At 30.6% G+C, this 24,052-nt stretch carries 22 protein-coding genes; 4 read left to right on the top strand and 18 right to left on the bottom strand.

Going from position 1 to position 24,052, the window contains the following annotated elements; translation table 11 throughout:
* Positions 1-32 precede the first annotated feature (32 nt).
* From AB8B23_RS09450 to AB8B23_RS09470, 5 genes are all read right to left on the bottom strand, one after another.
* Positions 33-1,022, bottom strand: a complete 990-nt coding sequence (locus tag AB8B23_RS09450) for an amidohydrolase family protein (protein ID WP_369712539.1) — start codon at positions 1,020-1,022, stop codon at positions 33-35.
* 45 nt (positions 1,023-1,067) lie between these two features.
* Entirely contained in the window at positions 1,068-2,513 is a 1,446-nt protein-coding gene (locus tag AB8B23_RS09455) for a PTS galactitol transporter subunit IIC (protein WP_369712540.1), read from the bottom strand.
* Between the two features lie 32 nt (positions 2,514-2,545).
* Positions 2,546-3,499, bottom strand: coding sequence for an NAD(P)-dependent oxidoreductase (locus tag AB8B23_RS09460; RefSeq protein ID WP_369712541.1), 954 nt, complete (start codon positions 3,497-3,499; stop codon positions 2,546-2,548).
* A gap of 36 nt (positions 3,500-3,535) precedes the next feature.
* Positions 3,536-4,558 (bottom strand): hypothetical protein, encoded by a 1,023-nt coding sequence (locus AB8B23_RS09465; RefSeq protein ID WP_369712542.1) that lies wholly within the window; start codon positions 4,556-4,558, stop codon positions 3,536-3,538.
* A 248-nt stretch (positions 4,559-4,806) separates the two neighbouring features.
* Positions 4,807-5,268: a YhcH/YjgK/YiaL family protein gene (locus AB8B23_RS09470; RefSeq protein ID WP_369712543.1), complete on the bottom strand. Its 462-nt coding sequence runs from the start codon at positions 5,266-5,268 to the stop codon at positions 4,807-4,809.
* A 383-nt stretch (positions 5,269-5,651) separates the two neighbouring features.
* Here AB8B23_RS09470 and adhP point away from each other — a divergent pair, with 383 nt between their 5' ends.
* From adhP to mgtE (AB8B23_RS09490), 4 genes are all read left to right on the top strand, one after another.
* Positions 5,652-6,695 carry an alcohol dehydrogenase AdhP gene (adhP, locus tag AB8B23_RS09475; RefSeq protein WP_369712544.1) on the top strand — a complete coding sequence of 348 codons (1,044 nt, stop codon included), beginning with the start codon at positions 5,652-5,654 and terminating at the stop codon, positions 6,693-6,695.
* Between the two features lie 297 nt (positions 6,696-6,992).
* A complete protein-coding gene (locus AB8B23_RS09480) occupies positions 6,993-7,496 on the top strand; it encodes a flavin reductase (RefSeq protein ID WP_369712545.1) in 504 nt (167 codons plus the stop codon).
* Positions 7,497-7,835: 339 nt separating this feature from the next.
* Positions 7,836-9,182: a magnesium transporter gene (gene mgtE, locus AB8B23_RS09485; protein WP_369712546.1), complete on the top strand. Its 1,347-nt coding sequence runs from the start codon at positions 7,836-7,838 to the stop codon at positions 9,180-9,182.
* A gap of 45 nt (positions 9,183-9,227) precedes the next feature.
* The gene (gene mgtE / locus AB8B23_RS09490) at positions 9,228-10,568 is read left to right on the top strand and encodes a magnesium transporter (RefSeq protein ID WP_369712547.1); all 1,341 of its coding nucleotides are present in this window, start codon (positions 9,228-9,230) and stop codon (positions 10,566-10,568) included.
* 277 nt (positions 10,569-10,845) lie between these two features.
* Here the strand turns inward: mgtE (AB8B23_RS09490) and AB8B23_RS09495 are convergent, their stop codons facing one another.
* The 13 genes from AB8B23_RS09495 to lacA form a co-directional block, all read right to left on the bottom strand.
* On the bottom strand, positions 10,846-11,829 hold the full coding sequence (locus tag AB8B23_RS09495; protein ID WP_369712548.1) for an FAD-dependent oxidoreductase: 984 nt from the start codon (positions 11,827-11,829) through the stop codon (positions 10,846-10,848).
* Positions 11,830-12,360: 531 nt separating this feature from the next.
* Positions 12,361-12,498 carry a hypothetical protein gene (locus AB8B23_RS09500; RefSeq protein ID WP_178936259.1) on the bottom strand — a complete coding sequence of 46 codons (138 nt, stop codon included), beginning with the start codon at positions 12,496-12,498 and terminating at the stop codon, positions 12,361-12,363.
* 66 nt (positions 12,499-12,564) lie between these two features.
* On the bottom strand, positions 12,565-14,793 hold the full coding sequence (locus tag AB8B23_RS09505) for a heavy metal translocating P-type ATPase (RefSeq protein ID WP_369712549.1): 2,229 nt from the start codon (positions 14,791-14,793) through the stop codon (positions 12,565-12,567).
* Between the two features lie 31 nt (positions 14,794-14,824).
* Positions 14,825-15,394: a hypothetical protein gene (locus tag AB8B23_RS09510; protein WP_369712550.1), complete on the bottom strand. Its 570-nt coding sequence runs from the start codon at positions 15,392-15,394 to the stop codon at positions 14,825-14,827.
* Positions 15,395-15,408: 14 nt separating this feature from the next.
* Positions 15,409-16,314: an Imm49 family immunity protein gene (locus AB8B23_RS09515; protein WP_369712551.1), complete on the bottom strand. Its 906-nt coding sequence runs from the start codon at positions 16,312-16,314 to the stop codon at positions 15,409-15,411.
* Positions 16,315-16,492: 178 nt separating this feature from the next.
* On the bottom strand, positions 16,493-16,960 hold the full coding sequence (locus AB8B23_RS09520; protein WP_369712553.1) for a CopY/TcrY family copper transport repressor: 468 nt from the start codon (positions 16,958-16,960) through the stop codon (positions 16,493-16,495).
* A gap of 183 nt (positions 16,961-17,143) precedes the next feature.
* Positions 17,144-18,547, bottom strand: a complete 1,404-nt coding sequence (lacG, locus tag AB8B23_RS09525) for a 6-phospho-beta-galactosidase (protein ID WP_369712554.1) — start codon at positions 18,545-18,547, stop codon at positions 17,144-17,146.
* 33 nt (positions 18,548-18,580) lie between these two features.
* Entirely contained in the window at positions 18,581-20,269 is a 1,689-nt protein-coding gene (locus AB8B23_RS09530) for a lactose-specific PTS transporter subunit EIIC (protein ID WP_314114143.1), read from the bottom strand.
* The gene (locus tag AB8B23_RS09535; RefSeq protein WP_021744668.1) at positions 20,270-20,587 is read right to left on the bottom strand and encodes a PTS lactose/cellobiose transporter subunit IIA; all 318 of its coding nucleotides are present in this window, start codon (positions 20,585-20,587) and stop codon (positions 20,270-20,272) included.
* Between the two features lie 94 nt (positions 20,588-20,681).
* The gene (gene lacD / locus AB8B23_RS09540; protein ID WP_369712555.1) at positions 20,682-21,659 is read right to left on the bottom strand and encodes a tagatose-bisphosphate aldolase; all 978 of its coding nucleotides are present in this window, start codon (positions 21,657-21,659) and stop codon (positions 20,682-20,684) included.
* 26 nt (positions 21,660-21,685) lie between these two features.
* Positions 21,686-22,618, bottom strand: coding sequence for a tagatose-6-phosphate kinase (locus tag AB8B23_RS09545; protein ID WP_369712556.1), 933 nt, complete (start codon positions 22,616-22,618; stop codon positions 21,686-21,688).
* Between the two features lie 14 nt (positions 22,619-22,632).
* Entirely contained in the window at positions 22,633-23,148 is a 516-nt protein-coding gene (gene lacB / locus AB8B23_RS09550) for a galactose-6-phosphate isomerase subunit LacB (protein WP_369712557.1), read from the bottom strand.
* Between the two features lie 70 nt (positions 23,149-23,218).
* The gene (gene lacA / locus AB8B23_RS09555) at positions 23,219-23,641 is read right to left on the bottom strand and encodes a galactose-6-phosphate isomerase subunit LacA (RefSeq protein WP_369712558.1); all 423 of its coding nucleotides are present in this window, start codon (positions 23,639-23,641) and stop codon (positions 23,219-23,221) included.
* Positions 23,642-24,052: the final 411 nt, after the last annotated feature.

Here is a 24,052-nt window from a genome sequence, read left to right on the forward strand (position 1 = left end):
CCTTGTATTTCAAATTAAATATTTTAAAATTCTTAAATATTTATATCTATTCCTTCTGTTGCAGAATCAACAGATTCTTTTATAGCTTTTACTGCTTCAGGTTTAAAGTATACTCTCTGAGCATTATTATAGAAAACATCCTCTAATTCTTCTTTTGTAAAAATATCTACATTTTCAAGCCAAGTTGCTAATTCATTATAAGTGTTAAATGTTGCAGACCAAGGAGAATCTGTTCCCCAAATAAGTCGTTTTGCTCCCAAAATTTCTTTTGCAATAGTTACATTTTTGTACGAATTTGGAAATGGATAATCTTCAGGACTATCTATATCTTGAATAGCTGATAAATCAGTATAAATATTAGGATATTCCTTCCACATATTAAGATCCGCTCTCACTCTTTCAGGAGTTGCCGCATGTGGGAATGATAAATGACAAACTACAAAATCAATATTAGGATAAAGTTTTGCAAGATTTGCAATCGCTTGTGGCTGATGGCTTATTTGATCCCAATTACCATAATCTACTGTAACAACAAATCCAGGATAATCCGCCAAATAGTTAAATAATCTTGTTACAAACGGATCTGTATCTAGTCTAAATGGATTTGTATTTCTATATCCATGAATTCCTCCATCTTCACTTATTTCAAATTTTATTGCTCTAAACCCTAAAACTTCTACATATCTTTTAGTAATTTCAAGCGCTTCCTTAGCATAAGGATCTACTGAAAAGGCTCCTATAAATCTTTCTGGGTATTTTTTTATTGTGAGATAAGTGTAATAATTTTGATATCCATGTAAATGTCCTTGTAAAAGTACAGATTTTTCAATACCATTTTCATCCAGCAACTTTAAAAATGATTCTGCTGTAAATTCTGTATCTCCATAACCTTCAGGAAATAACTGAGTTACATCTCCATCATCCCATATTACTTTTCCATTTCCAAGCGGAGTCATTCTCCCTTTTTTATTGAATCCAGCAACTGCTTTTACAATATGTGCATGTGCATCTATTTTTTTCATATTTTTTCTCCTTTAATTACATAATTATAATTCAATTTTTCTAATTTAATCTTGTCCCATAAATATTTTTTCTTTACTTCCTTCAAATCCACTGTTTTTATCAGCCATTTTTTTCAAATAAGCATAGATACTTTCTCGTTTTGTTCTTAAAAAGAATAGTCCTACTAGATATACAACTATTGTAATTCCTATTAATATAGGATTTCCTGAAATCCAAGCAAAGAAAATTAGTGCATTCAGCGGTCTAGCTGTCAAATTAAAACTTGCTATTAATGCTGCCCCTGCAGGTAAAGCTTTTGTTGCAATTGCCGCACTTGTATAATACGGTGCTATAAAACTACTTGCATAAAGTCCTAAACTTAGCCAAATTATTCCATTTAATATTGTTTTTAAAATATTTCCTTTAGTAACAGCTATCATTGCTTCAATTATAAAAGGAATTGCGATTAAATCAACCATTGGCAATGTCTTATTTCCTGGCAAAACAAATGACAGTATTGCCATAACAGGAATTAATAACACTCCTGCGATAATTGTTGCAGGTTCTCCAAATCCTACTCCATCATCAACTGCAATAAACCATCTTCTTTTATCAGTTTCACGTTCATTTGAAGCATCTTGCTTTTTATTTTTTTCAACTGCTTCTGCAAGTGGTCCAAACGCTTTTGCAAATACTCCTGTAATCAATGGAAATATTGTCATAACAGCTGATAATGCAACAGCAAATCCTAAAATTTGTCCCCAGGCAGCTAAAGTTCCTAATGATTTTATATTCCCAAAAACTCCCATAATAAGTCCTAAAATTGCTCCAAGCATTGTCGGTTCTCCAAAAACTCCCAATTTTCTCTTTAATGTTTCTGGATTTAATTTTGATTTGTGAAGTCCCAATAAATTCCACAGAGGATCAAGAATAATCGCTGGAACTAATGATTCTACATTATGAATTGAATTGATTGTTGCATTTTTAACTCCATAATATTCAGACCATCTATCAGCAACTGTTTCTGATAAAAGCAGTGAGTAAAGTAACATAAAAATCATAAATGCAAATGACAATGCAAAATTTTGAGTAAATTGATATGCCATTGCTCCCCAAATCATATATCCAAAATTATTCCATAAATTTGATGGAACAAATACACGAGTTACTCCAATTACAAATAACAGAATTTCAATTAATAATCCAAATACAAAAAATGAAAGTCCAATAGTTGTTGAAAATGAAAGTTTAGAACCCATTTGCCAACCCATATCCACAACTTCCAACTTTAATCCTGTAGCTTTTACCATTTGATCAACTAACTGAGTTACTGCTGGCGCAAAACTTCCTATTACCCATCCAAATCCTGTAAGACCAATACCTGCATAAAGTCCGCTCATAATAGATTTTTTAACTTGTACTCCAAGTGCTACACTTACTACAAAAATCATTATAGGTACAACTACTGCTGGTCCCAGCGTATTAAATATATCACTAAATACTTTTAACATAATTTTCTCCTTAAAATTTTTATTTTAATTTTTTACGGATTTACTACATTTCTTGCATTTCCTGCAAAAAATTCAATAATGTTGTCAGCTGCTTCTTTTGCCAAAGTTATTCTTCCTTCAACAGTTCCTGTTCCAGCGTGAGGTGCCATAATCACACTGTCTAAGGCTCTTAATTCTTCTGAAACTTTAGGTTCAAACTCAAACACATCAAGCCCTGCTCCGGCAATTTCTCCTGTTTTGAGCGCTTCCACCAAATCAGCTTCCACTACAATTGGTCCACGAGCGGCATTTATAAGGTAGCTTCTATTTTTCATTTTTTTGAACGCTTCTTTATTAAATTTACCTTTTGTAGTAGGTAATCCAGGAGCATGGATTGTTATTACATCAGAATTTCCCAATAACTCATCAAACTCAACATATTTTACATTTAATTCTTTTTCCTTCTCTTCACTAAGTCTAAAAGTGTCGTGATACAAAACTTTCATACCAAAACTTTGAGCTAATTTTGCAACTGTTTGTCCAATTCTTCCAAATCCATAAACTCCTAAAGTTGCTCCTTCCAATGATAATCCTTGATATTTTCTTTCACTTGGATCAATCCAATTTCCATCTCTTACGATTTTATCGTAAAATGCCAATCTTTTTGCTGCGGCCAGCAACAGTGCAAAAGTCATTTCCGCTGTAGGAACTCTCACTGCCTGTGGTGAATTTGAAACTACAATTCCCTTGCTTTTTGCAAATTCAATATCAACATGGTCAAACCCTACCGCATTTAAAGAAATTAATTTCAAATTTTCTCCAGCTTCTATAAGCTCTTTGTCTGCTTTTTGCCCCATCAATAAAAGTGCATCATATTTATGAAGATTTTCCAGCACATATTCTCTAGTGAAAGGTTCTTCTGAATAAGTCACATCAAATTTTTCCATTAATTCTGTAAGTCCTTCTTTTGGTACAATCCCTGTTACTAATACTTTTTCTTTTGCCATTTGATACCTCCTATATTTTTATTTATCACTAAAATTTTAAATTTCTGAAATTTCATAAAGCGTCACTTTATGATTTCCATTATTTGCCGAAAATACATATGCTTTTCCAGTTTTTTCAAAGGCTATTGCATTACTTGATGCACATTTTTCTTCAATTATATTTTGAACAAATTTTCCATTTTCATAACTAAACAGCGACAAATCAGCTTTTCCACTTCTATAACCATACAAAAATACATTTTTACCTTGTAATTTTCCACCCCAGATAGCATGTCCAAACTCTGTTGGGTCTGGATATTTATATAATTCTTTTGAAAAATCTTCATTAAAAACTCTAAGTGTATCTCCATGAAATCCTTGAATTATAACATTTTCCTTTTGAGAATCGCCATCCAAATCAACTTGAACAATATCACTCGTTTCTTCGCCAAAAATTATATCAAGTCTCCAGTCTTCTGTGTCTGAATACTCAGGATAAGTTAATTTCACAATTCCTTCCACAGCTGTAATAAGTGAGTATCCTTCTTTTTGAACTTCATAATATCCATGATTTTTTAACAATCTTAACGGCAATTCTTTCAAATTTGTTAATTCTGCACTACCTAAATCAAATTCACCAACAAAAATTTTACCTTTATCAGACCAATCTTCGACAAATTTTTTAGAATTTGCAATCGTACAACCAACAAATAATATTTTTCCATCTTTTTGTTTTATCAAATCAAACCTATGCAAATACGGAAAATCTGAAATTTTTTTGACTTCCCATTTTTCATCTTTATATTTTCCATAAACAATTTGACATTCTTTTGAATTGAAACCTGGATAAAATTTTTGAGTTGCTAAGAAATCCAGCGTACCTGGCACTTGAATAATGCTCATTGTCCCACCTACAGTATCCCAGACAATTTTTTTTGAAAAATTATCATTTATATCATAAGCAAAACAAGAATTTTCAACTTCTGATGCCACCAGCAAATAATCTTTATCATCTTTTTGAATACGATTAACTGCATAGCATGATGGTAATTCATCCGAAAAAACCTTTTTTACATTCACTTTTTTCCCTCCTTTCCAAAAAATGATTACTTTAAAACAAAAGTTTTTTTAATTTAATAATAACTTAGATACATCTAAGCAAAACTTGAAATAATAATAGACTTGTTCGGCAACTTTATATTTTTTATCTCTAAGTAAGATGTCTCAATCCTTTTAGAGAAATATTTATCTCATTGTATTTTCAAATTTAATATCGTTATCAAACAGGTCTAATAAAGACTAAAATTATTTTAATTAAAAATAAAAAATTAAAGTTCCTTTAATGGTACTTTAAAGACAAGTTTTTTTATTTTCTTTGATTCCTTCACTTTTAATCCTGGCATATGCACATCATTTGGATACAGAATTAAAATGTCTCCCTCTTTTAACAGAACATTAAATAAAACATTACCTGAGTAAATAACTAAATCTTTTTCTTCTTCTATTTTCTCAACTTTCATATTATTTGAAGTGTTAAATGCCACATATTCCTCTCCACAAAGCATTATTTGTACATCCAAATTTTTTAGATGGGTTTCCATGATTTTATCTTCCTCTGTGCCAGTTTCGTAAGCATTTACATGCATTTTTATTCCTAAATCAATATCATACGCTCCACCATCAAGCTTTTTTAGTTCCTCTAAATTTATATTTGTATATTCAATACATTCTTGAACTTTTTTAGCAACATTTTTATTTTGCAAAGTATCTCTTAAATTTGTATACGTCATTTTGACCTCCGAAACATTTCTTTACTATCTATTAGTAAGTATAACTTGTTTTCTCCTTTTGTCAAGATTCAAAAAATGAAATTATAACAAAAATTTTATTCAATTTTTTCATCTTTTCTTTTACCAATAATTTCGATAATAGATATAATTTTATCACTTAAAATTTTAATTTCAAATAATAATGATAATTTCTAATTTTTAGGAAATTTTGATGTATTATTTTTACTAGGTGTTTCTTCTTTTATATATTACTTTAACATCTCAAATTATAAAAAAATTATTAAAAAATATTTGACTTTTTTAAATTTATGAGGTATATATTATTATATGAACATATTCACATATATCAATATGAATTTAAAAAGCTGAAAGGAAATAGTATAATGAAAGCGGTAGTAGTTAATCAAGAAGGAACTGGAATAGAAGTTGTAGAAAAAGAATTAAGAGGACTAAAAGCGGGAGAAGCGTTAGTTGATGTGGAATATTGCGGTGTTTGCCATACTGATTTACATGTGGCTCATGGAGATTTTGGAAAAGTTCCTGGAAGAGTTTTGGGACATGAAGGAATTGGAATTGTAAGAGAAGTTGCAGATGGTGTAACATCTTTAAAACCTGGAGATAGAGTAAGTATTGCTTGGTTTTTTGAAGGTTGTGGAAGATGTGAATACTGTATCAATGGACAAGAAACATTGTGTAGAGATGTAATAAACGCAGGATATTCTGCTGACGGAGGAATGGCTGAACAATGTATAGTTACAGCTGATTATGCAGTAAAAGTTCCAGAAGGATTAGATCCAGCTCAAGCCAGCAGTATCACTTGTGCAGGAGTTACAACTTATAAAGCAATAAAAGTTGGAAAACCTCAACCTGGACAATGGGTAGTAATCTACGGTGCAGGAGGATTAGGAAACTTGGCAGTTCAATATGCTAAAAAAGTATTTAATACTCACGTAATTGCTATTGACATAAATGATGACAAATTAGCACTTGCAAAAGAAGTTGGAGCTGACTATATTATAAATGGTAAAAAAGAAGATCCTGTTGCAAAAATTAAGGAATTAAGCGGACTTGGGGCTCATATTGCTGTAGTTACTGCTGTATCAAAAGTTGCATTTAACCAAGCTATTGATTCAGTAAGAGCCGCTGGTAAAGTTGTTGCAGTTGGACTTCCATCAGAAACTATGGACTTGCCAATCGTAAAAACAGTATTAGATGGTATCGAAGTAATCGGATCACTTGTTGGAACAAGGGAAGACTTAAAAGAAGCATTCCAATTTGGAGCAGAAGGATTGGTTGTTCCTGTAGTTCAAACAAGAACTATTGATGAAGCTCCTGAAATCTTTAAAGAAATGGAAGAAGGAAAAATTCAGGGACGTATGGTAATCGATATGCACTCACATTCTTGTGGTTGCGGACATAAACATTAATTTGTTTAATTAAATTTATCTAAAATAAGCAAAGAAATGTAATTAACTTAACTGTTAGTTACATTTTTTATTTTAAAAAGCTTCTACTATAGATGAAGAAATATAGGAGACTCTTAAATAAAAATATTCAACTGTTAAAAATTGACAATATATTTTTAGTAACACTAGTTTATAAAAAGGGAAAAATCTAAAATAATAGTTCATATTTGTAATATGTAGATTATTATGGTATACTACATTTAAATCTATTTAATTTAAAATTTTAATACAAAATGAGAAATTATGGAGGTGTTCACAATGGGATTTCATGAGATTAAAATTCAGGATTTTGATTTAAATCCTTTTACAAGTACAGGTAAAGACTGGTGTCTTGTCACGGCGGGAGATGAGAACGGGATAAATACAATGACTGTCACGTGGGGAATGATGGGATACCTTTGGCGAGGTCCTGTTATTTCAGTTTATATAAGACCTACAAGATATACTAAAAAATTTGTAGATGAGCAAAATTGTTTTTCTTTAAGTTTTTTTAATGGTTATAAAAAGGAACTTCATGTACTTGGATTAAAATCAGGAAGAGATGTAGACAAAATCGCAGAAGTTGGATTTAATCCAATATTTTTAGATGGTGTGCCTGCATTTGAAGAAGCAAAATTAGTTATTGTAGCCGAAAAATTATATATAGATGATATAAAACCTGAAAACTTCATAGATAAGAACATACCTGAAAAACTATACACAAAGGAAGAGCCTCATATAGTTTATACAGGAAGGGTAAAGAAAATATACGTAAAAGACTGATTTTTATTATCTGCATAAATAATTACAATTAAAGGGAAACTCTTAAATTGAGTCCCTTTTTTTATTAAAAGAAATTTCTTAGAAATTTATTGACAATCATTGGTTTGTCTGATAAAATTTTATGGGCATAAAGTTCATTTTTTAGAAATTTATGCTGATTTTATATTTTATGGAGGTGAATGTTTTGAACGAAGAAGTCCCGGAAGAGAAACTGAATAATCTAAAATTTACTAACCTATGCAAATAAAGGGAAGCTCTTCGTGTTGTTATTCTCCTAATTTTTAATTTGCATAAGAAGTAAAAAACTTTAACAAATTACAAAAAAGAAAGGAGATAATAATGGAAAACAACACTATTCAAACACTTATAAATGAAAAAAAATATTTTGAAATTAGAAAATATTTGAATGAATTAAATACTGTTGAAGTTTCAGAACTGTTAAATCAGTTTGAATCTTCTGAATTAATAATGATTTTTCGGCTACTTTCCAAAAACAGGGCAGCAGATGTGTTTTCATATTTGGATACAGACCATCAGGAAATGATTATTAACACTATGACTGATGTCGAAACAAAAAATATATTTGATGAACTTTATTTTGATGATATTGTCGATATTATTGAAGAAATGCCGTCAAATGTAGTAAAAAAGATTTTGAAAAATACTGATGCGAAAGATAGACATTTGATAAACCAATTGTTAAAATATCCTGATAATTCAGCTGGAAGTATTATGACAACTGAATACATGGATTTAAAAAAGGACATGACTGTATCTCAAGCAATTTCAAAAATCAGAAATACTGTTGAAGATATGGAAAATGTTTATACTTGTTATGTAATTGATGAAGTTAGAAAACTAGAAGGAGTAATTTCCTTAAAGGAACTTATTACGAGTGAAGATGACGTTCCCGTCCAAAGTATTATGAATAAAAATGTAATAAGTGTACACACAAATGATGATCAGGAAAAAGTTGCTGAAATAATAAAAAAATATAATCTTATTGTTCTTCCAGTTACAGATGATGAAAATAGACTTTTAGGAATTATTACAATTGACGATATAATGGACGTTGTGGAACAGGAAGCAACAGAAGATTTTCATAAAATGGCCGGAATTTCACCAGTTGAGGAATCTTACCTTAAGACAAGCGCTTTTACTATGGCAAGGCAGAGAATCAGCTGGCTTATTGTGCTTATGATTTCTGCCACATTTACAGGAAGAATTATAAAAAGTTACGAGGATGTACTACAGTCTGTAGTTATACTTTCCTCATTTATTCCAATGCTTATGGATACTGGAGGAAATGCAGGAGCACAATCTTCAACCATTGTAGTCCGTGCTTTAGCATTAGGAGAGGTCAATATAAAAGATACTTTTAAAATACTAAGAAAAGAGTTTCTTATTTCATTTATAGTCGCCATTGTTCTGGCAGCAATTAATTTTCTAAGGATTATATCTTTGACAAAAACTCCTTTGAATGTTGCCATAACAGTTTCGGTAACTCTTGTCTTTGTAGTTATAATTTCGAAAATAATAGGTGCTTTCTTGCCTATCATTGCCAAAACATTTAAAATGGATCCAGCAATAATGGCAGGTCCATTAATAACTACAATACTTGATGCCTTAACTCTTACTATCTATTTTAGATTCGCAGCTATATTTTTGAGCAACATCATAAAATAAATATTAAGTATCTATAAATAAAAAATAGGAAAGTAAGGAGGAAAAATGAAAGAAATAATTGAAGCTCTTTTGAAAGAAAAAAAATACTTCGAAATAAAAAAACAATTAAACGAATTAAATACAGTTGAAATTTCTGATATATTAAATCAGTTCAAATCGCCTGAACTTGTGATAATGATTTTTAGACTGTTGAAAAAAGATAAAGCGGCAGATGTATTTCCATATTTGGATTCAGAACGTCAAGAAATGATTATTCATGCATCGACTGATATTGAAACACGTGAAATCTTTGATGAACTGTACTTTGATGATATTGTTGACATTATTGAAGAAATGCCGTCTAATGTTGTAAAGAAAATATTGAAAAATACTGATAAAAAAGATAGACATTTAATAAATCAACTATTAAAGTATCCTGAAAATTCAGCAGGAAGCATTATGACAACTGAATATGTCGATTTTCAAAAAAATATGACTGTTTCAGAAGCAATTGAATTATTAAGAAAAACAGGAAAAGATAAAGAAAATATATATACATGCTATGTTACAAGTGAAAATGGAAAACTTGAGGGAGTACTTTCACTCAAAGAATTAATTGCAAAAAAAGACAGTACAGTAATTGAAGATATTATGAACAAAAAATTTGTAAGTGTTCACACAGATGACGATCAGGAAGTTGTCGCAGATTTGTTCAAAAAATATGATTTTATTGTTATGCCCGTTGTAGATCATGAAGGCAGAATTTTAGGAATTATTACAGTAGATGACGTAATGGATGTTGTCGATCAGGAAGTTACTGAAGATTTTCATAAAATGGCAGGGATTACTTCTTCCACTGATGATTCTTACTTAAAGACAAGCGTTTTTACAATGGCAAGACAAAGAATTGGATGGCTTGCAGTCCTTATGATTTCTGATACAATTTCAGGAAATATAATACAGGGATATGAAAAAGTACTTGCAAAATCAATTATTTTGACAGCATTTATTCCAATGTTAATGTCAAGCGGAGGAAATGTTGGTTCACAATCTTCAACTGTTGTAATCCGTTCACTAGCACTAGGGGAAATTTCTCCAAAAGATGCATTCAAAGTACTTAAAAAAGAATTCTCAATAGGTATTATGGTTTCAATAGTCCTATCAGTTTTAAATTTTGTAAGACTAATTACTTTAGAAAAAATAAATCCGACAATCGCCTTTATTGTTTCAATAACTCTTGTATTTACAATAATAATCTCAAAAATAGTAGGAGCATTGCTTCCACTTGGAGCAAAAATTTTAAAAGCAGATCCAGCTGTTATGGCAACTCCTTTAATAACTACTATTTCAGATGCTGTAACACTTATTATCTATTTTAAATTTGCTACAACATTCTTAAGACTTTAAAAAATAACAACTAAAACTTTTAGATATTCATAGATTGTATAATATATTGAGACAAACTAAAAAAATTTGAATATAATCATTTTAACTATATTGGAATAACTATAACTGTTAAATCTGTAAATGATGGAAAGAATTGGAAAATGGATAATGATGAAAATAAAGATTTTTTAATATTATTACTTTAAATATGTTTATTAATTAACTATATTAGTAACTTTATACTTACTTCTTTTTAAATAAAAATAGGGCAGTTCCTTGACTCCCTATTTTTTAATAATTAATATTTTGTAATTAGATATTCGAATGCTCCTAATGCAGCTTTTGCACCCTCTCCCATTGCAATAATAATTTGTTTTTGTCTGATGTTTGTAACATCTCCCGCAGCAAAGATTCCAGCTACAGAAGTTGAATTATTTTCAGGATTAATTACAATTTCTCCAATTTTATTTGTTTCAACCAAGTCTTTTACAACTTCGCTTCTTGGTGACAACCCAATTTCCACAAACATACCTTCTACATTCAATGTTTTTTCTTCATCAGTTTCTCTACTTTTATAAACAATGCTTTCAACAAATTCATTTCCATTCACTTTAACTGTTGCAGAATTTAAAATAGTTTTTACATTTGGCTGCTCAGCTAATTTTTCCTGTAGAACTTTATCTGCCTTTAATTCTGGCATAAATTCGATTAATGTAACTGATTTTGCAATTCCAGATAAATCAAGCGCTGCTTCTACACCTGAATTTCCTCCACCAATTACAGCCACATCTAGCCCTTTATAAAAAGGTCCGTCACAAGTTGAGCAGTAATGCACTCCTTTACCAACATATTCAGCCTCTCCAGGGATATTTAAACTTCTAGGTTTTGCTCCAGTTGCTACGATAACTGTTTTTGTTTTATAACTTTTTCCATCATCAGTTACCAAGATCTTATCTTTTCCATCTTCTTTTATCTCTTTTACTAAATGCCCTTCTTTAAATGCAATTTCATGCTCTTTTAAATGTTTTTCCAAAGTTTCTGCAAATTTAGCTCCAGTTGTCAAAACAGTTCCGATAATATTCTCAATTTCATTTGTATCAAGAACTTGTCCACCAATTTTCACTCCAACCATCGCTACATTAAGCCCTTTTCTAGCCGCATAAATTGCTGCAGAGACAGCCGCAGGCCCAGAACCAACTACAGTTACATCATAAAGCTTATTTTCATCAATTTTTGCTAATTTCCCTTCATTTAAAGCACCAAGATTCAAGCTAAAATCCATTTTCCATACCTCCAAATTTAATTTTTATTTATTTCATAATAATTTATTTAATTTTGTAATCATTACAATTTATTTTAATATAATTTTCCAAAATTGTCAACAATAAAATTTTAACTTTAATAAATGTTATATTTAATTTATCAACAATTTCCAATATTTTCTTACCTATTAAAAAATTAAAAATTAAACCCACTAGTTATAAATAACCAGTGGGCAAAGGTAGGAGAAAATCAATTCAAGCTGACTATCTTTGATGGCTAAAAATTAAGAAAAGAATGATTATAGCCAATAAAACAGTCCAGTCTTGATTAATCATCTTGACCACCCCAAATCTATATGCTTTGTTGTCGTTTAAGTTTGCGGAGCTTAATCGACAGAATATTATATCATAAAAAATACCCCCATTCAATTAAGAACGAGGGATTTTCCGCATTTTTTCTATAAGCATATAGATTGTTTTTTATTCAAAAATATTATATCATTTTTCAAAAAAAAATCAATACTAAAATTTTATATTTTTTTATACAGGAATCATTTCGTCAATTTCTCAAATGTTTTTTTATACTTCTTCAAAACTTTAGAAGAAATTATTTCCAATTCCTTATCTTCTGCAATTTTTACTGATTTATTCTCAACTTTCTTTGTTAAATTTCTTAATTTTGTCTCCATATTACTTACATCTTATAAAAATAATATCATAAATATGTCATCAAATTCAATCTATTTTCCGAAATATTATTTCACTTTAAAAAATTTCAATCTTAAAGCATTACCCAAAACAGATACTGAACTAAATGACATTGCAAAAGCCGCTATCATAGGATCCAATTTTGGTCCATTGAAAAATGCATAAAATATTCCAGCGGCAAATGGTATTCCAAGTACGTTATAAAAGAATGCCCAAAATAGATTTTCCTTTATATTTGTGATTGTTGCTTTACTTAATGCTATTGAACCCGCAACATCTCTCAAATCGTTTCTAATTAAGACAATATCAGCTGATTCTATCGCAACATCTGTTCCATTTCCTATCGCAATTCCAACGTTTGCCTGAGCAAGTGCTGGTGAATCGTTAATTCCGTCTCCAACCATTGCAACAAATTCATCTTTTTCCTGAAGTTCCTTTACTTTTTGAGATTTCTGATTAGGCAGCACTTCTGAAATTACATCATCTATTCCCACTTGTTTTGCGATAAATTTGGCAGTTTTTTCGTTATCTCCAGTTAGCATTATTGTCTTGATTCCCATTTTTTTCAGTTTTTCTATAGCTTCCTTGCTTGTTTCCTTGATAACATCTGCAACTGCAACAAGTCCTGCCAATTCGTTATCAATCGAAATGTACATTGGCGTTTTTCCTTCATTCGACAAAATATCATAATCTTTTTGAGAAATTTCCACATTGATTTTTCGATTTTCCATCAATTTTCTATTTCCAATTTGAACTTCCTTGCCTTCAAATGTTGCACGAATACCGTAACCTGGCATTGCCCTAAATTTTTCATACGGCTTAATTTCAATATTTTTCTCTTTTGCTTCGTTTACGATTGCTTCTGCCAATGGGTGTTCTGAATCATTTTCCACACTTGCAGCAATTTTTAACAATTCATTTTCATTATATTTCCCATAAGCAATCAAATTAGTAAGTATAGGCTTTCCTTTCGTAATCGTACCAGTCTTGTCAAATACAACTGTTTTTATTTTGTATGCTGTTTCAAGAGCTTCTCCACTTTTGATAAGGATACCGTTTTCAGCCCCTTTTCCAGTTCCAACCATTATTGATGTAGGTGTTGCAAGTCCCAATGCACACGGACACGCAATTACAAGTACAGCGATGAAAAACGACAATGCAGTAACCAATCCACTTCCACTCAGAAACCAAGCAATTCCTGTAATTATCGCAATCCCAATAACAATCGGCACAAAATATGCCGACACAATGTCTGCCATTCGAGAAATAGGAGCCTTTGAACCCTGTGCCTCCTCAACCAGCTTTATAATTTGTGACAAAACTGTATTTTTACCAATTTCAGTCGCCTCAAATCTGATACTTCCATTTTTATTTATACTTCCTCCAACAACCTTATCTCCAACTTTTTTGCTTACTGGCAAACTTTCTCCTGTCAACATTGACTCATCAACAGAAGTCGCCCCTTCCACAATTCTTCCATCCACCGCAATTTTTTCTCCCGGCTTCACAATAACAATATCTCCAACTTTTAAGTTTTCAATCAGAACTTCCTTTTCCGCTCCATTTTCAATAATTTTAGCCTTTTTAGGTTGAAGTCCGATAAGTTTTTTTATTGCCGATGAAGTTTGACCTTTTGTTTTTGCCTCCAGCAGTTTTCCAAACAAGATTAACGTAATAATTGCACCAGCTGACTCATAATATAAATCCATATGTGCTTCAGGGTCTACAATTACAATTCCAAAAGTTGCGTAAATTCCATAGAGTACCGCCGCCGTTGACCCAATAGCAATTAATGAATCCATTGTTGGAGATTTTCTTACTAAATTTTTAAATCCATGTGAAAAAAAATCTCTCCCAGCATAAATAATAGGCAAAGTCAACACAAACTGTGCCAAAGCAAAATTAAGCGGATTTACCTTAGGATTCAAAAATTCAGGAAGTACTGCCCCAAGCATATGCCCCATCGAAATATACAAAAGTGGAACAACAAAAATAATTGCCAAAATTAATCGATTTTTCAAGCTTTTTATTTTCTCTTGATAAAGTTCCATCTTTTTATCTTCTGTCATATCCTCAACCAGTCCATACCCAGCCGACTCCACTATTTCCCTAATTTTATCAAAATTGTACTTCTTCTCATCATATTCAATATTCAATTTTTCAGTTGCAAAATTAACTGAAGCATTAATATTATTATTTTTATTAAGTGCCTTTTCCACAGCATTGGCACAAGATGCACAGCTCATTCCAGTTACTGTATAATTTTCTGTTTTCATGTTATGCTCCTTTCATTTTTTCAAAAATTCATTAACAATTAAAATCTAATTCCTCTAACTTTGTTTCATTTATAAATTTAATAAATTCTTGATAGCAGTACTTGCTTATTTTATCATCCATTTCTTCCACAATATCATCAAGATCTTTACCGTCATCAGTATACTCTTCTTCCTCTTCGTTAAGCACTTGAAATTTTTTAACTAATCCAGGAGCTAATTTTTCTAAAACTTCTTCATAGTTTTCTTTCTTAAAAATTTTTTCATAAATAGCATTATTATTAATATCAAAATTTATGATCCCATACACTATTCCCATTGATAGTGAATAACTGCAAAAAATATAGTATAAATTATCTATTCCTTTATCTTTTGCAACTTCTTGAAGTTCATTTCTTTCCTGACTTGGAGAAAAAGTTCTTGCATAACTCCAATTGGCACGTCCCTGTAATGTTAGAAGTTTTTCATCATAATAAACAATTGTATCATATTCAAGTTCTAGTATAGCATCATAGATATCCAAATCATCCAGTATATCATCTTCTTTTATCATATTATCTTTTTTATATTTAATTCTTGTGTAAAAGTCTATTATCTCTGACATAATCTTATCACCTCTTAATCAATTGGTATAAATGTTGAATAACTTTCTGTCCATTCTCTCCATTCTTTTGGAGTTATTGTTTTTAAATCAAATTTTTTCATAAAATCGTATGGATCTTCATAACTTTCTAATGGAGTATTATCAATTATTTCTTTAGGGGCAACTTCATTGTCTATACCTAAATCAAATCCATGAAGCAATGCTATTTTTGCATATATTATAACATAAATATGTAAATAAAAACTATAGTTAGTAATACGATCTTTAACCAATACCTTTGCTATTTTAGGCATCATCATCATATCTATCGTTTCTTTCATTTTTTCAATATCCTTTAATGCTAAAGCCTTCAAAAATTCCATTCCATAAACACGGTATCTATAATAACTATCTCTAAAATTTTTAGATTTTTTCAAATATACTGAACATCGCTTTTTCACTTCTTCAAAATCACCAATCATTGCTAATAAAGTTGTCCTTGTTATAAAAAAATCTCCATATGTATTAGTTAAATTTTTATAAATATCTTTTTCTGAATCATAATCATTAGGTTGTATTTCCTCTATATTATTTTTTAAAAACACTATAAAATCAGGATTATTTGACATCAGCATATAAAATAAATCTGAATTATCCAAAAATACTTTCTCATCTAATGGTTTTGATAAAAATTCCAATTTAGCAATTATATAGCAATAATATCTACAAGTTTTTATATCCTTTTCTACAAATAATTTTTTTGAAGATAGTTGTAAATATGAGAAACCTATATTTCTCATACAACTTAGCTGATTTCCTTTTTTATTTTCAATATAATTAAGTCTTTTGTTTATTGATTCAAAATCTAATTGGTTACTTGTTTCATTCAAAATTCTATTCACACCGAATTCGTATTTAGTTTTTCCCGCTAGAATATTCATTCTATACCTCCAGTTATCAAATTTTATACTTACTAAATATGTTCTTCTTTTTATTTTGAGAAGGAGTTAAAACTCCTTACTTCATAATACCTTACTTTATTAACACTTACAGTTTTCCTAACAAGTCTATTACTAAAATAACAAATTACTCTTGTGATTTCATTTAGTACACTATATCTTAAATATGCTTATGTCCATTATGCTCACAATTACACTGCCCTTCAACACAATCACACAAAACTTCTTCCACAGCCGTTTTCCTCCTTTCCTCTACAGCCTTTAAAATCAAATCCAAGTCGTCAAAACTCAGTTCACTGTTCTCAATAACTTTCCCTATCATTTCTCCAACTTTCGTTTTACAAATTTTATCAAAAGTTCCTAATATATAACTGTTAGCAACTTCCTTTTCTGTAAAATCTGTCAAATAAATATACTTGTTCCCAATTTCCCTCTTTTTCAAAATATTCTTTTCCAGCAGCCGATTCAACAGCGTCTTTATTGTAGCCTGTTTCCAGTTCATTTTCTCACAAAGCACCTCTGCCACAAACTTGCTCGTAACTTCGCTATTTGCCCACACAACTCGCATTACTTCCCATTCTGCATCGGTTATATGCTGTTTTTTATCGATTCTGCAATTTTTTTTCACGTTCTCACCTCCTTTAATGTTTACGTTTGTAATCTTTTTACATTATATAGTTTACAACAGTAATCGTTTTTTGTCAAGTATTTTTTTGTTATAATAATTTTACAGGGTTTGTCACTCTAAAAATAAATTAAAATGTGAGAGCTTTTACACTCTCACACGAAAAAATTCAAATATATAAATTTTTTAAACTTCTTTTGTTTCTGATACTTTTTTATACCAATAGGCACTTTTCTTTGGATAACGCTTTTGTGTTTCAAAGTCTACGTAAAATAGTCCGTAACGTTTTTCATAACCATTTGACCATGAGAAAACGTCCATTAGTGACCAGAGGAAGTAGCCTTTTACGTTTGCTCCATCTTTTATTGCATCTGAAATTACTTCCAAATGTTGTCTTATATAATCTATTCTTGCATCGTCATATACTGTATTATCTTCAAAAACGTCTTTATAGCCTAAACCATTTTCAGTAATATAGATTTTTTTGTAATTTGGATAATCTCTTTTAACTCTTGAGATTTGATCATAAAGACCTTGCGGATAAATTATCCAGTCCCAGTCAGTTCTTGGGATACTTTCATTGGCTTTTCTTTGGCCTACCCCTTTTATCTGATATTTAGAACTTCCTTTATTTCCTGTTGCATTGTGAATAATTTCAGTTTCACCATCATATTCAGCCATCCAGTCACTCATATAATAGTTTATTCCAAGAAAATCGTTCAAATCTTTTGCAGTTTTCAATTCTTCAAAATCTTCTGCCCTTAAATCTAATTTTCCGCCATTAACTTTTAAAATATGATTCACACCATCCATTGTTTCTTTTGAATATTCACCTTTAAAAGTAGCATCCAAAATAAATTTATTATGAATAATATCGTCCAGTTCTGCGGCTTTCACATCTTTAGGATTGCTTGGATCATAAGGATATTTTGTCGGCAATGCACAAACCATTCCTATTTCCCCATTGTATCCATTTTGCTTAAATAAATTTACTGCTTTTGCATGTGCCAAAACCATATTATGATGTGACTGAAACAATTTTTCAAAGTCATATTTTATTCCTGGCGGAAATTTTCCAACCAAATATTGTCCGTCGCCAATAGGTCCTATTTCATTAAACGTTGTCCAATAGTTTACTTCAGTAAATTCTTCAAAACAAAATTTAGCATAATCTACAAAATGTTCTATATTTTCACGATTTAAGAAATCTCCATTTGAATGTAAAACTTCTGGCGTATCAAAATGATGAAGTGTTACAAATGGTTCAACATTTCTTTTTTTACACTCTGCAAACAATTTATGGTAAAATTCCACTCCTTTGTGGTTCACTTTGCCATAACCTTCAGGAAAAATTCTTGACCATGCAATTGAAATTCTTATTCCATTTATACCGAACTCTTCACAAAGTTTCAAATCGACTGGATATTGATGATAAAAATCACTCGCAGGTTCTGCCGTATACCAATAGTTTTCTTCTAAAAATTTATCCCATGCAACTGGTCCCTTCCCATCAGTTTTGATTGCACCTTCAGCCTGATATGCTGCTGTCGCTCCACCGAAAATAAAATCTTCTGGTAATTTTTTTGACATAATTAAACCTCTCTTAGTATTAAAATATATTAATTAATCTTCAAATTGTGCTTGTACAAAATCTAATGCACCTTTACCGTCACGAGTCAAACTAATATATTGAGCCCCTTCGGTTTTTGCTAACTTAATTCCTAATTTATCAGTTTCTGCCTTCATATCTTCAAAATTTGATGCAACTTGCGGTGCAAGAATAACTAAATCAAATTCAGGAAGTATTTCACGGTGTGCACCATATCCACCTGCTGCAGCTTTAACTGGAACATTATGTTCTTTTGCCGCCTTATTTAAAGCGTTGGCCAAAAGTCCGCTTGTCCCTCCACCAGCACATAATACAAGTACATTTGTTTCTTTCGTTATATTATTTTGAACAACACCAGCTTTTTCAAGAATGTTATCTGCTTTTTTAGTGTTGAAATTTGCAGCAACTTTTTCTTTTAATTCATCGTTTGTTTTTCCTAAACGTTCTTCCTCAAGAATCTGCTTATCGTATACTTTTACAAACGGATAATAGATAATAAAATCTACAACAATTAAAAGTGCTGCTAAAACAAATGATAGTACTTGAAGATTTGTTCCTAATATTATACCCAGTGGTCCTGGAGTTGTCCATGGAAGATTAGCAGTAAAACTGTTCATTCCAAGTACGTCTATAAATATTTTAAAAATCCACACATTTACTATTGGTGCAAAAATAAACGGTATAAAGAATACAGGATTTAATACAATTGGAGCACCAAATAGAATTGGCTCATTTACACCAAAGAATGTAGGTACAGCAGAAGCACGTCCAATAGCTTTATTTCTCTTGGATTTACAAAGCCACATGAACATAAATGGTACAATTAAAGTGGCTCCAGTTCCTCCCATTGTAACTATAAACATTTGTGTTCCTGAAGTCAAAATTTTATCTGCATGATGTCCAGCCCTCATAAGGTTTAAATTTGCATCTATATTAGCATAAGTAACAACTGCAATAGCTGGCTCTACAATTGAAGGCCCATGAATTCCGACAAACCAGAAGAAAGCATAAGCTCCAAATATAATAGTAATTCCTACATATCCATCAGCTGCTGAAAATAATGGTCCAAAAAGTTTACCTACTGCTTCTGCAACTCCTGTTCCAATAAAGTGACGCACAAAAATCTCAAGAACATAAAGTAATACTATTGATAAAGTAAATGGTATTACATCTTTAAAAACTTGTGAAATATTAGGTGGAACTTCTGACGGCATTTTTATAGTTACTTCGTTTTTTACACAGAATTTATAAATTGTTACAATTATAAATGCTGCTAAAAATGCAGTTAAAAGTCCTTTTGTACCTAAGAATCCAGTTGAAATTCCACCTTCAATCGGATCTGCCGCTAATAACAGCAGTCCAACCATTGAAGCTAAAAGTGTAGAAAGATAATTAATTTGATTAGTTGCCGGCATAGAACGATTTACAGAATCTGTTAATGATTTAGCTGTTGTTCCTGCTACTAAAAATGCTAAGATTCCCATAGAATAACCGTATGGTTTCATTAATAAAGCCTCTATATTTTTTGGCCAAAAAAATCCAAAAGCATTTGGTACATAAGCAATTAAGATAAAAATACTAGAAAATAGTATAACTGGCATACCAGCTATAAAACCATCACGAATCGCTCTTAAATATATATTCCGAGATAATTTTTCAAAAAAAGGCTTTCCTTTTTCTATAAATTCAATCAGTTTTTTCATTTACTTTGCTCCTCTTTTATATAATTCTATCAAATGTTTCATTAATTCTTTCAATAATATTGTCGTCATTAAATGATCCTGTCCATGAACCATAATAAAACTCATTTCCAAATTTTCTCCAGCTGCTTCTTTACCTAAAATATCTGTTTGTGAATTATGAGCACCAACCAAACATTCCTCAGCTTCTTTTACTAAATTTTCTGCTTCTTCGAACTCTCCATTTTGTGCTTTATTTAATGCTGTCATCAATTTAGATCTTGCATCTCCTGCATAAGCCACTATTTCAAATCCAACCATTGTAACATCTTCTTTAGTCATAATTCTCTCCCTTTTTACATAATATTTTTATTTTTCTAACTATATTTTTTTAATTCTTACTTTTGTTTTTTTTATTTTTGATTTTTCTAAAATCTTATTTTTCCTTCCAAGATGTTGCTGTTCTTTCAACCACTTCATTTAGTTCTTCGATGTTTTTTCTTCCAATTGTATTCAACCATTCCACAGTTGCTTTTTCACCTTCCTTAGCAAACACTTCTACTCCATTTGCCCAAGTAGCTCTTCCACATAGTACTCCATTAAATTTAGCACCTGAATCATGAGCAAATTTTAATGTCTCCTGAAAAAGTTTTGCACTTACTCCAGCACTTAGGTAAATATATGGCAATGATGTTGCTTCTTCCTGAAGTTTGAAGTAATTTGCAGCTTCTTCTTTTGTATAAACAGTTTCTCCATCGCTAAACCCTTCTACAAATTTCATATTTACTGGAACTTCCACTTTTAAAACATCAACATTGTATCTCGGATCTGAAAATACTTTCATTGCTTCAATAACTTTTCTAGGTTTTACTTTTGCATATTCTGCCGTGCTGTTGTCATCAATTTTACAGTCGTAACTTAAAATTTCCAAAAAGAAAGGTATATCTTCTGCGACACATTCAGCTCCTACTCTTTCCATATATGCTTTTTTCTGAATATTAATTTCTTCACTTTCATCTACGTCATAATACAATAAAAATTTTACTGTATCTGCCCCTTCTTCTTTTAGCCTTTTAGCCGACCACTCAACAAGGCAGTCTGGCAATCTTCCAACTGCATTTGCATCATATCCTGTCTTTTCATAAGCTAATAATAATCCAGCATCTTTATCTCTAGCTTTTGCTGCATCCAATCCGTATTCAGGATCTAATAAAATTGAAGAAGAATATTTTGTTAAATGTTTTGAAACTAATACTTTAAACTCCTTTATTTGTTCAGCTGTTGCTTCAGATTCTTGATGTTTATTTAACATCTTTTTCAAAGCTCCTCTTTGGTCAATTGCTAACGCTGATATAAATCCATTTTTATCACTTAAATTTTCTAAATATTTTCTTTTTTGTTCAGTTAATTTCATTATTTATTCCTCCTTATAAATTTCGTTTAATATTCAACTATCTCAATTTTGCTAAATACTTTTTCATAATTTTCCAAATTTACAAATCCTGTCAATTTTTCCATCGCATTTAACATTCCCAGCGTATTAGCCTTCTTCAATAAATTTTCGTCACTTGCATTTTCATAAATTGCCGATGTAATTCCAGCCACTGTGGAATCGCCAGAACCTACAGGATTTACAACTTCTATTTTTGGAATATTAACTTTGTAAAATTTATCATTATGCTTTGCAAAAGCGCCGTCTGCTCCGAGCGAAACTATAATCCATTCAATTCCGTCAAATAATTCATTTTTCAAAGTTTCCTTTAATTCTCCAATGTCTTTCGATACTTCTTTCCCAATCAACTGCGATAATTCTTCTGTATTAGGCTTTATAACTTTTGGCTTATATTCATGCTTTAAAACTTCCAGCAACGCTTTTCCTGAGCAGTCAAGTACAACAGGCTTTTCATATGTATTACAAATTTGAATCATTTTTGAATAATAGTCATCTTCCAGCCCATTAGGCAAACTTCCTGAAATCGAAATAATTTCAACTTCTTGTACTAATTTTTCAAAGTATTCCAAAAATTTTTCACTTTCAGATTGACTGATTGTAGGCCCATTTTCCAAAATTTCTGTCTGATTTCCTTCGTGTAGAATTGCAATACAGTTTCTAGTTTCCCCTGAAATTTCAAAAAATTTGTTTTCTATTCCCATTTCTGTTAATTTTTTCTGAATATCCATTCCTAAAGCCCCGCCTATAAGCCCTGTCGCAACAACTTTATCCTCTAGCTGTTTTAACACTCTTGTTACATTCAGACCTTTTCCTCCAGGTGTCTTGCTTACTTTAGAAATTCTGTTTACTGTATCTAAATTAAATTTTTCCAAAGGATATGAAATATCAACAGACGGATTCATTGTTACAGTTAAAATCATTTTATCCAGCCCCTTTAATCTTTATAATCTCCTCTGTCCCATTTTTCCAAGAATTCATTGAAAAAATTATCATTTTTCTGTTCAGGATTTATAGTTTCCACTTCTTTTATTTTTGCAATCAGTTTTTCACTTTCATCATTTTTTTTATACTCAGCCTTTATAAAAGCTTCCACGATATCAAATAATAGTAGTTCTCCTATTATCTTCCCACCAAATCCAATAACATTTGCATTTAAATATTCTTTTGCATGAATTGCAGTCGTCATATCACGCACTAATGCTGAACGTACTCCAGGAACTTTATTTACACCATTATTAATTCCAACACCTGTTCCACATATACATACTCCTAAATCAGCTTTTCCGCTGACAACAGCTTCTCCAACTCTTTTTCCATAAATTGGATAATGAGTACGTGTAAAGTCATAAGTTCCACAATCTAATACTTCATAACCTTTAGATTTCAAAAAATCTGACAATGCAATTTTCACATCTGTTACAATATGATCACATCCAATAGCTATTTTCATATCTTTACCATCCTTTTTCATTCATAATTTAAATTTATCTATACATATTTACTCAATTCTTTTGTCCTAATTAACACATTTTATTTAACATATCCACTCTTATTTGATGTCTACCGCCATCATATCCTGCTCTTAAAAATTCCTTTACAATATTTTTAGCAAGTTCTGTTCCGACAATTTTAGAACCCATAGTTATTATTCTTGAATTATTATGTCCTCTTGTCATATATGCTGAACGTTCATCTGAAACTTCTGCAGCAATCATTCCCTTTATCTTTGTAGCCACCATAAAACTTCCATCGCCATACGCATCAAATACAACCCCAAGACTATCCTCGTCTGCAAGAACTTCCTTAGCTACTGCAACTGTCGTATCAACAAAATCTCTATCTGCTGATTTGTCAACAACATCAAATCCATTTTGAATCAAGTAATCTTTGACAATATCTTTTAATTCTTTACCATCTACGTCAGCACCTAATACAACTTTCATTATTTTTCCTCCATTTTCTAATTTTTTCTCTACGTAGTTTTACTTTTTCCAAATAATATATTATTTATCTCACAATTGAAATATACCCCAAAAAATCGAAATTACAACACGTCAACACCCCTAAAAATAAGGGTTGTTTAGTAAACAAAATTTTTTTGTTTATAATTTTATATTTATTTTAAAAATTGATTTTGGTAAACATATAAGTTTTTTCTTGATTTGAAATTTAATTTTTTTTGTAAATTTTTTAATTTGAAAAGTAGTAACATCATTTTAAGACTAAGCTCCTTTTAAAAATAGAAACAAATTTTTATAACAGAGTTATTTGACAACTAATTCATAATTATTCAACTTTTTTATTTTTTATTCTTTATCAAAAAGATTTATAATAAATTCATTATTTAAACAAAA

Source organism: Leptotrichia sp. HSP-342 (assembly GCF_041199995.1).
GTDB classification, from domain to species: Bacteria; Fusobacteriota; Fusobacteriia; order Fusobacteriales; family Leptotrichiaceae; genus Leptotrichia; species Leptotrichia mesophila.

What these genes read in the sequence shown, in the direction of transcription:
- AB8B23_RS09480 (WP_369712545.1), top strand. Translation starts at nt 6,993, where the DNA reads ATGGGATTTCATGAGATTAAAATTCAGGATTTTGATTTAAATCCTTTT.
- AB8B23_RS09515 (WP_369712551.1), bottom strand. Translation starts at nt 16,314, where the DNA reads ATGAATATTCTAGCGGGAAAAACTAAATACGAATTCGGTGTGAATAGA.
- AB8B23_RS09470 (WP_369712543.1), bottom strand. Translation starts at nt 5,268, where the DNA reads ATGACGTATACAAATTTAAGAGATACTTTGCAAAATAAAAATGTTGCT.
- lacD (WP_369712555.1), bottom strand. Translation starts at nt 21,659, where the DNA reads ATGAAATTAACTGAACAAAAAAGAAAATATTTAGAAAATTTAAGTGAT.
- AB8B23_RS09460 (WP_369712541.1), bottom strand. Translation starts at nt 3,499, where the DNA reads ATGGCAAAAGAAAAAGTATTAGTAACAGGGATTGTACCAAAAGAAGGA.
- mgtE (WP_369712547.1), top strand. Translation starts at nt 9,228, where the DNA reads ATGAAAGAAATAATTGAAGCTCTTTTGAAAGAAAAAAAATACTTCGAA.
- AB8B23_RS09455 (WP_369712540.1), bottom strand. Translation starts at nt 2,513, where the DNA reads ATGTTAAAAGTATTTAGTGATATATTTAATACGCTGGGACCAGCAGTA.
- AB8B23_RS09545 (WP_369712556.1), bottom strand. Translation starts at nt 22,618, where the DNA reads ATGATTTTAACTGTAACAATGAATCCGTCTGTTGATATTTCATATCCT.
- lacG (WP_369712554.1), bottom strand. Translation starts at nt 18,547, where the DNA reads ATGTCAAAAAAATTACCAGAAGATTTTATTTTCGGTGGAGCGACAGCA.
- AB8B23_RS09535 (WP_021744668.1), bottom strand. Translation starts at nt 20,587, where the DNA reads ATGACTAAAGAAGATGTTACAATGGTTGGATTTGAAATAGTGGCTTAT.
- adhP (WP_369712544.1), top strand. Translation starts at nt 5,652, where the DNA reads ATGAAAGCGGTAGTAGTTAATCAAGAAGGAACTGGAATAGAAGTTGTA.
- lacB (WP_369712557.1), bottom strand. Translation starts at nt 23,148, where the DNA reads ATGAAAATAGCTATTGGATGTGATCATATTGTAACAGATGTGAAAATT.
- AB8B23_RS09495 (WP_369712548.1), bottom strand. Translation starts at nt 11,829, where the DNA reads ATGGATTTTAGCTTGAATCTTGGTGCTTTAAATGAAGGGAAATTAGCA.
- AB8B23_RS09530 (WP_314114143.1), bottom strand. Translation starts at nt 20,269, where the DNA reads ATGAAAAAACTGATTGAATTTATAGAAAAAGGAAAGCCTTTTTTTGAA.
- AB8B23_RS09450 (WP_369712539.1), bottom strand. Translation starts at nt 1,022, where the DNA reads ATGAAAAAAATAGATGCACATGCACATATTGTAAAAGCAGTTGCTGGA.
- AB8B23_RS09500 (WP_178936259.1), bottom strand. Translation starts at nt 12,498, where the DNA reads ATGGAGACAAAATTAAGAAATTTAACAAAGAAAGTTGAGAATAAATCA.
- AB8B23_RS09505 (WP_369712549.1), bottom strand. Translation starts at nt 14,793, where the DNA reads ATGAAAACAGAAAATTATACAGTAACTGGAATGAGCTGTGCATCTTGT.
- AB8B23_RS09510 (WP_369712550.1), bottom strand. Translation starts at nt 15,394, where the DNA reads ATGTCAGAGATAATAGACTTTTACACAAGAATTAAATATAAAAAAGAT.
- mgtE (WP_369712546.1), top strand. Translation starts at nt 7,836, where the DNA reads ATGGAAAACAACACTATTCAAACACTTATAAATGAAAAAAAATATTTT.
- lacA (WP_369712558.1), bottom strand. Translation starts at nt 23,641, where the DNA reads ATGAAAGTTGTATTAGGTGCTGACGTAGATGGTAAAGAATTAAAAGAT.